The sequence below is a fragment of the Pseudanabaena sp. CCNP1317 genome, assembly GCF_034931345.1.
In the GTDB taxonomy this organism is placed as follows: domain Bacteria; phylum Cyanobacteriota; class Cyanobacteriia; order Pseudanabaenales; family Pseudanabaenaceae; genus Pseudanabaena; species Pseudanabaena galeata.
This window is the reverse complement of the sequence record NZ_JAYGIF010000115.1, coordinates 1-12,729: the sequence shown is the minus strand read 5'-3', so window position 1 is coordinate 12,729 and position 12,729 is coordinate 1. Positions and strand designations below refer to the sequence as shown.

The window sequence follows — 12,729 nt, the reverse complement described above, 5'->3', positions numbered from 1 at the left end:
CCTTTTTAGGACTACCTGAAATAGCGACGAAAGTGAAGCCGATTATCAAGGAGCAAAGCTTGCATGAAAAATATCAAAGGCAACATCCATCAAATCAAAACCATGCTGAAGATTTGCAGCAAATATCATTGGGAATTGAAAAAGATTATTAGCTCTCGGAGCAAAGAAGGCTCTTATCTATTTGTAGGAGATATTCGAGCTGAATTCAAATGCCATCACGATCGACCAACTCACGCCAAATTTGACCCATCATTGACAATTCGCAGTGACGGAACGGTAGATCTCAATGAAAACCTGTTTAAAGATTCTCCCTATACACAAGAGATCAAGAAACTGCTAGAAGCAGCTCATGTGAGTACCGAACCCACCAGAAAACTAGGGTCGGGAATCAAGTAAACAGAAGTCAAGCAGAGCCATCCCAAGCTCCAAAGCAATCGCTACCGAATTCACTATTACCAAATAATCGCCTAGCAGACTGCAAAAGGCGATCGCTCATATATACCTAAATTAGAGAATAAAAGCCATGAATACAGCAGCGATGATCGCCACTCAGCAAGCATTGATCGACAAAGGAGCCGAATACTTAGGCGACCTGATCGCATGGTCAATCAGTGCCGAAACCCGACTAAGCGAAGCCACCTTAAAACGAGCCGCAGAGCAAGTCAACCTCAACTTCAGTTATTTGCCCGAAATTCCTAATAAACTTAGTGCATTCAAAAATGCCCGCACCAAAACTCAAACTCAACTGAGCAATCAAAACCTCCTCATCCGTCAAATCTCCAATAACGGAGTACTGGTCTATGGATTTGTCCTAGAGAACAAGAACGAGAAAGACAAAAAGCTGCGCTATAACCAACTCGCCTCCTATAGCTTTGATAAGAGCAACGAGACAACCAATTGGAACCAAGAAGACTGGAGCTATGAAAATGAATCGCTGATTGACATAGCCAGAACCACCTTCGACAAATGGTATGCATGGAGCCAAGAAATCACCAGCAAAGAAATCCGCGCCATGCTGACGGAGTTCGTCAAAAAAGCAGGAGTACCATTTCGAGAACGAGGTGGCACATACTTTGTTGCGCGTAGTTATCGGCTAGAACTAACCGCCTTTCGCGAACTACTACCCCTGATTCACAAAGAAAACAACATTCGCTGGATGCCGATCGCAGGCATCGGCGACATGGACATCATCGCCAGACAATCCTTGGAAAAGGAAGTGCAGTCAATGTCCAGTTACTTAGACGAGCTGCTAGATCCTCAGAAAGTATCAGAGACAAAAGGCAGCACCCTTAAGAACCAACTTAAGGTATATCGGGAAGTAGAAGACAAAACCAAAATGCTATCTGAGCTATTGCAATTTCGCTCTGATGCACTGACCGACAAACTTGCCAAACTGCGCCAACGTTGCCTAAACGTATTGGATGAAATTGCGACAACTACAGCAGTGGAAATCCCAGAGGAAGAACTCACCCAAACAGAAGAAATCATCGCTGAACTAGAAGAAACCAACCTAATAGAAACAACAGACGAGAACTCAGACAACCTATTCGATCTCGGCTTCTAGCGAAGTATCTAGGGAGTAGCCAACGCGCTACTCCCCATTCAAAATCAAAGATTAAGAGGAACTCAACAATGATGGCAACCGAAATCGCGCAGACCAATGGACATATCACCGCCTTGACCGTAACCCCAAAATCAGCCTTAGCGAAATTGCAACAACTGCGAGAAGAATTGAAAAGCGTGTACCTAGACCGCAGCGAAGCGATCGACCTAATCATGGTGGGACTGCTATCGAAAATGCATATCTTCTTAGGAGGCAAACCCGGCACAGGCAAAACCGAACTCGCGAAAGCCATCTCAGACGCAATCACAGGAACCACCTTCTTCCATTACCTGATGACCAAAACTACTGTTGCCGAAGAAGTATTAGGAGCGCCCGACCTTGCCGAACTGCAAAAAGGCAAATTCGTGCGCGACACCGAAGCAATGTTACCCGAAGCCCATCTAGCGTTAATGGATGAAATTGGCAAAGCCAATAGCATTGTCCGCAACTCCGCATTAGGACTGATGAACGAACGGGAATTTCTAAACGGCAAAACCAAACTGCAATCACCATTAATCACCATGATTGGCTGTTCCAACGAACTCCTAGATGGAGAAGAAGATGGAGCATTCTGGGATCGACTGAGCCTGCGGTACATGGTCGATTATCTAGGCGATGAAGACCTGCGAACATTACTGCTCCGCAAAACAGGCAACATTGCCGCACCGCAGATTACCACCATGCTGAGCCTAGCAGAACTAGAGCAAATGCAAACCGCTGTGAAAAACGTGACATTCCCCGCCCCAGTCATCGACTCCCTGATTGACCTGCAACGGGAACTGAAGAAAGAAAACTTCATCGTCAGTACCAGAAAATACGTGCAGATTGTCACCATTCTCAAAGCCTATGCTTATTTGCAAGAAGAACCCGAAGTAAGCGAAGACAGCTTTGAAATTCTCAACCATGTGATCTGGAATCATCCTAGAGAACAAGCGCTGATCAGAAAAATCGTCGCCAAAGTGGGCAACCCCGTGAATATCCAAGCCCAAGAAATCCTCGCTGCCATCACCGAAAAGCTTTCAAACTTGGGCAACTGTCCAGTTTATGGCACAAAGAAACAGCAAGACGATTGGGCAACCGAAGGTTCGGGAGTACTGTCCGATATGCGAAACATGATCGACAGACTGCAAAGCCTGATTGCTCAACACCCGAACAGGGCAAAGAAAGCACAACAAGCGATCGCTGAAATTGAAACCAAGAAGAAACCATTACTGGCGAAAGTTAGTGAAATCATGTACGGCGCATAGAAACAACCAAAAGAGAGCAGATTACCTGCTCTCTCATCTTTCTCAACTTAATAGAGAATCAAAATGCAAGAACCCTTAGTGTATGTGATCCCGAAATGGACAGAGTTATGTGTAGATGACTTCAAAGAAAAATCATCCAGACTGAGCGAAGTGATTGAAGAAGGCGAAAGCAAAGTCTACAACTTTGAAACCTTTGTCAGCGAAACCTATCATCGCCTGTACGATCGCCAACCCAACCGACTACAAGATAGCGCCATCAAACCCGAAAACAAAATCTGGATCGCCATCCATCAACAGATGAGCGAACTAGAAGTATTTCAGCAATTTAGCAACCGCCTGAATGGAGATGAATTTCTTGCAGGTATTGGCACAACCGCCCTATGTATCGCGATTGTCGAAATGCTGCCCGAACCAACCGAACCACTAGAAGACCCAGAAGTAATCAGAAATCAGCTTCGGGGTATTTTTGAAGCATTGCAAGGACAAACACCCAATGCTGGGCTGATGCAAAAGATTCAACAGTTAAAACAAAAAGGACTAGAAGCGCGACTAGCAAGTGAAGCTTATGCTGACTCCATTAGCAATGCCGAAATCGAAACCGCACTGCTAATTGGCATAGCCAAAGCCGAAGCAGAAATGCAAGCGATCGCCGAAAGTCTATCAGCCTATAGCGGCAGCAGCAATTACAGCAACGAAACCCAACTCAAAATCGCCGATAAAATCCATCTCGCCCAGCGCCTTCAAGCATCGCCAAAACTGCAAGTGATCGCTGAACTCGCAGGCAAGAAAATCGCGATCGCTGCCAAGATGCAACGCAGCAAAGTCAAAGAAGGACGAACCGAAATCATCGGCGTAACCACAGGCAACGACCTAACCCGACTACTGCCTTGCGAGCTAGTCAAGCTTACCGAACCCGCACTATTCCCCATATTCGCCAAAGGCTATATTGAGCGATCGCTATTACAACGAGAACTAATCAGCCGCGAACCCCTAGCCAGAGGACCAATCATTATTTGTCTAGATTCGAGTGGATCGATGCAAGGTCAAGCAGAAATCTGGAGCAAGGCAATCGCCCTCGCATTACTGAGTATCGCCGTCAGTCAAAAGCGCCATTGCCGCATCCTGCACTTCACAGACATAGTGGAACGCATCGACGACTTTGCAGGAGAAATCCCCGACACCAATCGCGTAATTGACTGCATCGAAAAGTTCTACAACGGCGGCAGTACCAGTTTTACATCCGCCCTAACGGGAGCCTTAGCATCAGTCCAACAGCACGAACAAACCAAGAAAGCCGACGTAGTATTAATCACCGACGGACTAGACAACCCATCATCTAGATTCATGGAGCAATGGCAAACAGACAGGAAAAAGTATGAATTTAGTTGTTATGGAATCTTGATTACCTGTGGCAACCTGAGCAACTACGAAAGCACGATCAACAAACTATGCGATCGCTATGTGGAGATAGAAGATCTCACAGACGACAGTGAAGTATCCGACTGTCTATACAGCATCTAAACAAACATTTGTAGCCAGAAAAGGCGGCGCGATGCGCCGCCTTTTCTGGCTTTTCCTCTAGCGAGGCTCGCAAGGAAAAATTCCAAGTATTTACCAAACCCACTTACTCAAAAGGAGAAATATCTATGACCTACTCATTTCAGCAAGCAACCAAAGAAAACATCAAACTCCGCATGGCGCTGTACGGGCCACCAGGCTGCGGCAAAACCTACACCGCCCTGCAACTAGCATCAATATTGGGCAAGAAGATTGGACTGATCGACACCGAATATGGTTCTAGCCGTAAATATGCCAACCTGTTTAACTTCAAATCACTAGAACTAACCAAATTTGGTCCCAGCCAGTATTACAATGCCATTGAAAGCGCCGAAGAATCAGGATTTGATTACCTAATCATCGACTCCCTATCCCATGCATGGTATGCAGAACTAGACGCAGTGGGCAGTGACGTAAGGAACTGGGCAAAAGTCCGTCCTATCGAACGTCAACTATGGGACAAAATTATCAGTTCAAGTTGTCACATCATTGCCACAATGAGATCGAAGATCGAGTATGACTTTAACACTGCTGAAGTTGGTGGCAAGCAGAAAATCACCAGTGTCCGCAAGATTGGCACAGCACCAATTCAAAAGGAAGGCAGCGAATATGAACTGGACATCTGTGGCTTACTAGATGACCAGAACACACTGACAATCTCCAAAAGCAGATGTCCCGAAATCAGCAACGGCATTTTCCCAAAACCAGGAAAGAAATTTGCCGAACTGATTCAGACATGGCTCAGTGATGATACTCCAGCCAACAAAAATGCTTTTATCCCAGTGATCGCTGTACCTGTAAGTCCAGTTATCCAGCAACCACAGGTACAGCCCGAACTAGCCACCGTTGCCAGCAGCAATGGTCATGTATCTCAAATTGCTAGTACCAATGGGCATCTAGCCACAGCCGTGGAAACTAAGCCAATTGCCAATCCTCAAACTAATCCCAGCAAACCTGATAACCCCGCCAAAGCCGCCTTCAAAGCATTATTGGCAATTACCCAGCAACAGATCAGCAAAGTGATTGAGACTAGCATTGAGCTGTATGGAGCCGATGAAAGTGGTACAAAACCCAAATTCAACAGTGAGAATATGACCGCTGAACAAATCAAAGCCGTCTGTGAAGCACTGATGCGGGAATGGTTAGGGCTAAAAGGATACACCACCGAACTAGCCCAGAACCTGATCGACATTTCGACATCGCGGCATCCAGGACAATATGCCGCGATCGCCAAAGACATCGCCAACCAACTGGAATTCTAGAAATCGCAAAATCAATAACTCACCAGTCAAAATGGATTGGAGAGTTATTGATTTTTTTTAAAGATACGCTATCGCGTAGAAGTCCATGACCTGATTCCTAAATGGAAGGAAAAACTCATGTGTAATTCTACTAATCTCGTAGTCCTCTCTGGTTATGTCGGTAATGTATCTGAAATTCGTCAAACCAAAACCAGCGGTAAAGACGTTCTAGACTTCAGCCTCGCCGTGCAGCCCAAACCTCGTCGCGACAGAGATGGTAATTGGATCAACCAAGAACCTCTCTGGGTAAAGGTAGTCTGCTGGAATGGAACTGCGGAATATGCCGAAGAGCGCGCAGAATCTGGGCGCTTCGTCGAAGTAACTGGAGTTCTGACTCAACCAGAAGAGTATAAGTCCAAGAAAGACAAGAAGCATCATGCGCGAACTGTGATTCATGCCCAATCTCTAAACTTCATTGATGTTGTGAAGAAGTCTGCCGAAGACGAAGAGTATCAAGAATCAGCCCCTTTCTATGATGACTTCTAGTTGAAAAAGCAGAGAGCAGTATTGCTCTCTGCTTTTTTTAGTCGCTATCGCTCAAGGCTCCTGCCCAGCTAAAAAAGTAGGAAAGTAACTATGATTTACACTCACAAAGGCTATCAATGTTTGCTATCGGTTCGATTCACCAATCAAGGCACTGAATGGGTAGCTCAAGCCAAGAAGTATTCAGTCAGCCTTGAGCAGAAAGTATTCGCCCAATGGCTTGGTACAAAATTGATTACAGGCTTTGACAGGGAACAAACTAAACAACGCTTTGCTGAGACAGTGGAGTTATTCTTGCAAGAACATGAGGATATATTCCCACTGTATCCCCGACCAGAACTACCCGATGCAACCATCGAAGCAATTCTGGACGAGCGAGTGTATCTGACTGTCAATGATAACGGTAGACATCACACCGCCAAGTTCAGAGTATTTACAGAAGAACGTTTGCGCGTATTCCCAGCCCGAATCCCAATTCCAGTTGGCATCAAGTCTAAAGCGAAACCAAGGTATAGACAAATTGCCGCCTAATCGAGCGAAAAAACAGCAAAATCCTCAAATATGAGGATTTTGCTGTTTTTTTAATTCAACTAATGCTTATTAAAAACGGCTAGCGCCATTGCTAACGAAGATAGCCATAATTCCAGTAGCGAAAAAGCCATGACCAACCCAGCAATTGACTTAGACAAAGACAGACTAAAGCTGTGCATTGAGATATTGCCAGAAGCAGACTCAGCCGAGCGAATGGTGATAATTTCCATTTGCCGTGAACAGGGCATGCCATTGATTCAGACGATTAGATTGAAAGAGTTAGTGCCAATTCCTTTGCCCCTAGCCCAGATCGTTCAAGCTTATGCCACCAGTCAGTTGGCAATCCAAGAACCAACTGCAATGGTTGAAGAAGAAAAGCCAGAACTAATCACAACCACCAAACGATCCCTAGTATCGACAAAATCAGAACAGATGGCACTATTATGAATGGAACAGAAGTGAACTATAACATCAAGATTGAAGGACAGACGATTCCCGTCCCACCTGAAATTGGCAGCAGTGACGAACAAATTAGGGCTACTCTCAGCCTGTATTTTGAAGGAATCAAGAACTCGAAAATCGAAAGAACCGTGCAAGCCAACGGCGATATCCTCGTGGATGTCTGTAAACTCGCAGGGACAAAAGGAACGACATGAGCGAGACAGCGATCGCTAGTTTGATGAAAGTACCCGAAGAAATCAATCCCTTGCTAGAGATACTCTGGGAAATTGAAAAGTACCAACAGCAAGGGACTCAATTAATCGAGCTAAGTGAAATCGGGTTAGAGGACTTTGACGAAACAAGCAAAGAATTACAAAAACAGAGTCTATGCATTCAAAGGACAATCGACAACCTGAAAAAAGCCAGCCCGATCGCCGCCCCAATGACAATCCGAGGATTCTGAGATGGACAAAACCAAATTCGAGTGGTTAGCAGCACGCACCGTCGATAAAGCGGTGGAGTACCTCGAAGCAATCCAGCAAAGGGCGACAATGCTGCAACTGTATCAACATTACTATCCAGATGAATATCACCAGTCAAAGGCTAGTATTCAAGTTACTAGCCTTGAAACTTATAGTGAGAAAGAGCTAGAATTTCTGACTTTACTAGATGAACAATTCTTCCCATTGCCACTATTGATAGCAGAATCAGAGCGCATATCCTACATTCCCGTAGAACCACTAGGCACTTCATGGTACTACGACAACTTTGAAGAATTAGGTGCAACCGAGAAATTCTTGATGAGCTTAATTCATGGATTGGATAACGAACCATGGAACGACCTAGAAGAAGAACTGGGACAAGAATTACCCCCTGCGGTGAGTTACATCAATTACCAAAAACTAAGCCAAGCCGTCAAAAAAGTAAGAGGGAAAATCACTCTCTTACCCACAGCCATCGACATGCTCACCCAATCCACAGGCAATCTATGGCTGGACATCTCCTATGAAAACGACATCATAGACGCACATTGGACAGTAGAAGTAATAGACACCTTAAGAGAAGCCTATACAGAAGCCCAAACGATCATGCAAAAGTATCGAGAATTTATCGAATGGCTAGATCAAGACACCGCCAACTGTATCAAGGTGGTCAAGCTCTGGAACAAATGTAAAGATCCAAATCCAAAAATACACAACCACTATCTAGCAGCATGAGGAAACAGAAATGCTAACCCTAGACCCACTCCAAGATGCCCTAAAACCCGATGGCTATCCATTAATCGAAGCAGAGGCAAAACTCCTATTTTTGAAAGGAGGACATTACTGCTTTCAATATCGACAGGGAGAGAAAGAAACCTATAAATTTCTATCCCCTGACACCGTAAGAGCCGCCTTTCAGCACGAACGCATTGACTCAGGATGGATACCCAATGGAGTAAAACGCTTGGGTATTTGTCGTCAAGGACATTGGTATGTGCAGTTTATGCCACCTGCAAAACGGACATTTACCTTCATCAACTTAAATCAAAGCGGAGAGCCAATTTCCCTGACCATTCCAATGATGGGAATCGTGTTTATGCTTTGCGGTGACACTTGCTATATCTGGGCAACCAAGCAGAAAACCTTTGCCGCCGAAGCACCCATTTACCATGTGCCATTACCAAATATCTATGGAGATGGCAGGATTTGCATGGGAGTTGAGAATAATCTCAGCAACTATGCAGAAGGGATAGAGCGCCTATCTAAAGCATGGCAGATGTTCATGACTGCACCATTTAACAATCATCTTGTGGATGGCAAATCAAATACTCATCCAGAAGACATCCGCGAAAAACTGATCCAATTGCAGAAATCCAACCGCTATCCCCTCAACGATCTAGTCCAATGTGGCAGTTCCGTGCAGGTAGCGATCAACATGGTAATCAACCAATGAAATTATTAGAACATATCCAAAAACACGTAGCAACCTCAAATTTTGTATTGCCAGCCGCGCACAATCCCCCCCTAATTCAGCACATCATCGCCACCAATCCAAACCTCCCTGAAATCGCCGCCACCTCAATGTATGAGTATGTCTATGGCAGCAATGGCACATTTGTGAGAGCCAAGCGGCAAGGATTAGAAGCGATCGCCCCAGTGTCCTATTACAAAGCTAAAGGACTAAGAGCAATATCCGCATCCGTGCAGCTCACATACCCCGTAGTCCCTGTATCGCTAGTAGAGCAGATGCTCGAAGCCTCACGTATTGCCTGTGATGCTAACAATCACCCCGTAGAGATTGTATTCCACCTATATTTTGAAAAAGGAAATTGGCAGCTCGCAATACCAGATCAAGAGCAAACAGCCACATCCTGTAAGCCATTGGACAATAGCGCCAATAGCACCTATAGCAAAGCAATCATCGAAATACATTCCCATCATGGCATGAAAGCCTATTTTTCAGACACCGACAATCGCGATGAGACAGGATTTCGGATCTATGGAGTACTAGGAGAAATCTTCTCAAACCCACAGATCAGGATGCGAGTAGGAATTTACGGGCATTTCTATGAAACTGCAACCGCAGGAATCTTGGAGTTACCCGCACAACTAACAGACTGCTTAGTGGAGGATTGGTAATGTCAAACCTATTATTACCCTTTGCCGAAGCCGTTCCCATCCTGATACCCGCCTATGAAGAACTAGACCTAATTCTCATCGGCTGTGGCGGCACAGGCGGATGGTTAGCCGTGAACTTGCCACGCATCGCCTATTTACAAAAACAAGCAGGGAAAAAAGTATCAGTTACTTTCATCGATCCAGATCGGGTAGAAGCAACGAATATACCGCGCCAAAACTTTACTCCTAACGACCTTGAGCTTCCCAAAGCATCGGTATTAGCCGCAAGGTATGGATGGCAATGGGGTATTGAAATCAGCGCCATAGTCTCATCATTTAGAGCAGACATGGCAACGTCACGATGGCGACACCTGACAATCTGTATCGGAGCCGTGGACAATGCCGAAGCCAGAGTCGAAATTGCCAAAGTTCTCGACAATGGCAGAACAACATTCTGGCTGGACTGCGGCAATCACTATGATTCAGGACAAGTCCTGCTTGGGTCTAGCGCCACGGCGGACAATATGGAAGGAGCCTTTCATGTACCCACATTTTGTACAGCCCTGCCATCACCAGCCCTGCAACATCCAGATCTACTGGTGAAGCAAGTGTCAACCCAGAAAGTACTATCCTGCGAAGAAGCGGCGATCGCCAATGCTCAGTCGATGTCCATCAATCACCGTATCGCTGATGAAGCATTGGACATGCTACTACGCTTACTAAGCGGAACCCTGACCCGTTTTGCTACCTATGTAAACTGCAAACATGGTAATGCATGGTCTAGATTCAACACCCCTGAAGAAGTAGCAGCATTGATTGGCAAGCCAAAACAATACATGAAAGCTAAGCCTCAACAATAAAACAAGCAGTCCGAGCTAATCCGATAAAAAAGAGCAGCGCGGACTGCTTATCTCTTTCCTGATCGAGCCAATCTAGTCGAAACAAGGAATTTCATCTAACCAAGGAATACTGCATAGCTTCAGAACAACATCAGCACTAGCATATTGCACAATTACATCCCAGTTCTCGCAAGCAATGATGCGATGGCGGTTGGATTTGAAACTTAGAGGAGGTCTGATAACTCTTACTGATACAGGAATTCGTTTTTTACGAGCCGCCACAATCACTTGACTAGTGCAGGGGAAGCAAATATCACAAAGGATGGGATAGTGAGGATCTAAACAGAGAAAATCAATAATTTCGATGACAATATCCTGACTGATACTAACAATCAAGGAATCCTCATCAGCGAATAAATCCCGCACAAGATTAGCTGAACGAGGCGCAACCCCACCTAGAAGTTGAACATTGTTAAATTTAACGACTTCGTTAATAGCCGTAGCGACGAAAGCTTGAGCATCAGCACGATGTTGCTTAAGAAACCGAGCCGTGACATTGATATCGATAGGTTTAGAAAGATGAGAGTCAAGAAAAGTAGTAAAAGGTTTGAGTTGCCTTTGCTTAATGGCAAACCGATCGTGATGATACTTATAAAAAATTCGCGGAAAGTTTTCACGCAGAAAATCAAATCGTTGCTCTTTTTGAGCAACGAAAATATCGGTCAATGTACCCATATAGGACTCCGTCATAAAATTTCTAAACAAGGATTGCCCCACCTCAAACCTTAGAGATGATATATCTCCCTAAAATGACTGATTTTTATATGATAGCTTTCCGTGAAAACATCTGGGTTACTCGATAATTCTGAAATTACGGGATGACCTGAGAGCAAGTCAAGAATAATTTTGAATTGAACATGACTTGGAAGTTGAAAAACAAGACTGATAGCTGTTTTTTGAGCTTGTACAGAGGGTGATAAGGGGAAATATCCGATGTGAGTAAATGGCGTAGATAAGTGACTGTAGCAATCAGCCTAGTCCAAATCGCAAACTTGCCGTTTCTTGTGATCGCCCCCTCACAATCATTTGTTATAAGGGGGGGGCGATCGCAAGAAACTGGTTGAGTAGCCGTCACCTGCTGCCGAGAGCGGGAGCGTCTTTCGAGAATAGCCTGCAACTGATGCCAAGCCTCAACATCAAGCCAACAAACATTAATCATGCCCTCATCGCCATGAATGCGCTTAGAGCAGATTTTGACACCAAGTTGATTGCAGAGAATGCGAAAAATCCAAATATTGGTAGCATCTTGAGGGACATTGAAGCCCAAGTACCTTTTGATATCCGTAGCAAACTGCCGACAAAGACTACCTAAATCCTCCAGATCTGAATCAGTGTATTGAACATCGGGATTCAGTAGCTCCTTCAACCCCAAACCTGATCTGATATAGCGTCCCAATTCATGACAAGGCTGATCTGGGAGGAAAATACCCATACCAAACCTAGCTTGACGAGCAAAAGCATGAACATCAGCATCAATGGCAAGATCTGACTGAAACAAAGCCTCCAATTTGAGAATCTCCGATCGCCGTTGCCCATCGCGATCGTATTCCACCAGTTCGGGAGAAACCTGATCGAGACAATAAAACTTGGCAAGAGCAGTTTTTTCCAGATCCAGTAAATCTTGATACGACTGAGACTCATTTGAGATTAAATTTTTCTGTTCAGAGGGAGATAGGATTTTTGCCCTAGAGACAGCTTGGTAACGCTCTTGTCTCGTCTGAGCTAGAGCCTCCTTAATCGACTTGCCAGAATCATCATTACCGATGGTCACGATCGTAACTTTATTGCCCTCAAACACAAGGCGTTCAAGCAAATAGTCCCGTAAAGCCCACATCGCCGCATTGGTTCTCGCCTCAACACTTGCCCAAAGATCGATGTGCGGATTGTCCAAAGAGACACTATCTATGGGCAAATTAAAATCCCCTAATCCTGCCCGAATCAGACTAACCTCGCGATCCCAGCGATTCCTGAGAGTGTTTTTGAGATGAATCGGCGAAGAAGAGCGATCAATTTTGCAGAAATTAATCCCACGTTCGGCACACCAAACCGTGCGGGGGACATTATCTC

General features: G+C 45.1%; 15 protein-coding genes and 1 pseudogene. 14 read left to right on the top strand and 2 right to left on the bottom strand.

Annotated elements, in window-relative coordinates; all coding sequences use genetic code 11:
- Positions 1–63 precede the first annotated feature (63 nt).
- From VB775_RS21230 to VB775_RS21165, 14 genes are all read left to right on the top strand, one after another.
- Positions 64–396, top strand: a complete 333-nt coding sequence (locus tag VB775_RS21230; protein ID WP_281010016.1) for a hypothetical protein — start codon at positions 64–66, stop codon at positions 394–396.
- A gap of 127 nt (positions 397–523) precedes the next feature.
- Positions 524–1,564, top strand: a complete 1,041-nt coding sequence (locus tag VB775_RS21225; protein ID WP_281010017.1) for a DUF6744 family protein — start codon at positions 524–526, stop codon at positions 1,562–1,564.
- A 68-nt stretch (positions 1,565–1,632) separates the two neighbouring features.
- Entirely contained in the window at positions 1,633–2,850 is a 1,218-nt protein-coding gene (locus tag VB775_RS21220) for an AAA family ATPase (protein WP_281010019.1), read from the top strand.
- Between the two features lie 63 nt (positions 2,851–2,913).
- Positions 2,914–4,371, top strand: coding sequence for a vWA domain-containing protein (locus tag VB775_RS21215; protein ID WP_281010020.1), 1,458 nt, complete (start codon positions 2,914–2,916; stop codon positions 4,369–4,371).
- Between the two features lie 125 nt (positions 4,372–4,496).
- Complete coding sequence (locus VB775_RS21210; protein ID WP_281010021.1) at positions 4,497–5,669, top strand: AAA family ATPase; 1,173 nt, start codon at positions 4,497–4,499, stop codon at positions 5,667–5,669.
- Between the two features lie 117 nt (positions 5,670–5,786).
- Positions 5,787–6,194, top strand: a complete 408-nt coding sequence (locus VB775_RS21205) for a single-stranded DNA-binding protein (protein WP_175358797.1) — start codon at positions 5,787–5,789, stop codon at positions 6,192–6,194.
- Positions 6,195–6,284: 90 nt separating this feature from the next.
- Entirely contained in the window at positions 6,285–6,722 is a 438-nt protein-coding gene (locus VB775_RS21200; protein ID WP_190577303.1) for a hypothetical protein, read from the top strand.
- A 129-nt stretch (positions 6,723–6,851) separates the two neighbouring features.
- On the top strand, positions 6,852–7,169 hold the full coding sequence (locus VB775_RS21195; protein ID WP_190577301.1) for a hypothetical protein: 318 nt from the start codon (positions 6,852–6,854) through the stop codon (positions 7,167–7,169).
- Positions 7,166–7,378, top strand: coding sequence for a hypothetical protein (locus VB775_RS21190; protein WP_281010022.1), 213 nt, complete (start codon positions 7,166–7,168; stop codon positions 7,376–7,378). Before VB775_RS21195 ends, VB775_RS21190 begins: the two co-directional genes overlap by 4 nt.
- Positions 7,375–7,626 carry a hypothetical protein gene (locus tag VB775_RS21185; protein ID WP_281010023.1) on the top strand — a complete coding sequence of 84 codons (252 nt, stop codon included), beginning with the start codon at positions 7,375–7,377 and terminating at the stop codon, positions 7,624–7,626. The genes VB775_RS21190 and VB775_RS21185 overlap by 4 nt, the downstream gene beginning before the upstream one ends.
- A gap of 1 nt (position 7,627) precedes the next feature.
- On the top strand, positions 7,628–8,380 hold the full coding sequence (locus VB775_RS21180; RefSeq protein ID WP_281010024.1) for a hypothetical protein: 753 nt from the start codon (positions 7,628–7,630) through the stop codon (positions 8,378–8,380).
- Between the two features lie 10 nt (positions 8,381–8,390).
- The gene (locus VB775_RS21175; protein WP_281010025.1) at positions 8,391–9,098 is read left to right on the top strand and encodes a hypothetical protein; all 708 of its coding nucleotides are present in this window, start codon (positions 8,391–8,393) and stop codon (positions 9,096–9,098) included.
- Complete coding sequence (locus VB775_RS21170) at positions 9,050–9,784, top strand: Mov34/MPN/PAD-1 family protein (protein WP_281010026.1); 735 nt, start codon at positions 9,050–9,052, stop codon at positions 9,782–9,784. Before VB775_RS21175 ends, VB775_RS21170 begins: the two co-directional genes overlap by 49 nt.
- Complete coding sequence (locus tag VB775_RS21165; protein ID WP_281010027.1) at positions 9,784–10,623, top strand: ThiF family adenylyltransferase; 840 nt, start codon at positions 9,784–9,786, stop codon at positions 10,621–10,623. The genes VB775_RS21170 and VB775_RS21165 overlap by 1 nt, the downstream gene beginning before the upstream one ends.
- A gap of 72 nt (positions 10,624–10,695) precedes the next feature.
- On the opposite strand, the gene VB775_RS21160 is transcribed toward VB775_RS21165, so the two are convergent.
- Positions 10,696–11,352, bottom strand: coding sequence for a hypothetical protein (locus tag VB775_RS21160; RefSeq protein ID WP_281010028.1), 657 nt, complete (start codon positions 11,350–11,352; stop codon positions 10,696–10,698).
- Between the two features lie 121 nt (positions 11,353–11,473).
- Positions 11,474–12,729 (bottom strand): annotated as a pseudogene (locus VB775_RS21155) (hypothetical protein); the annotation flags it as partial.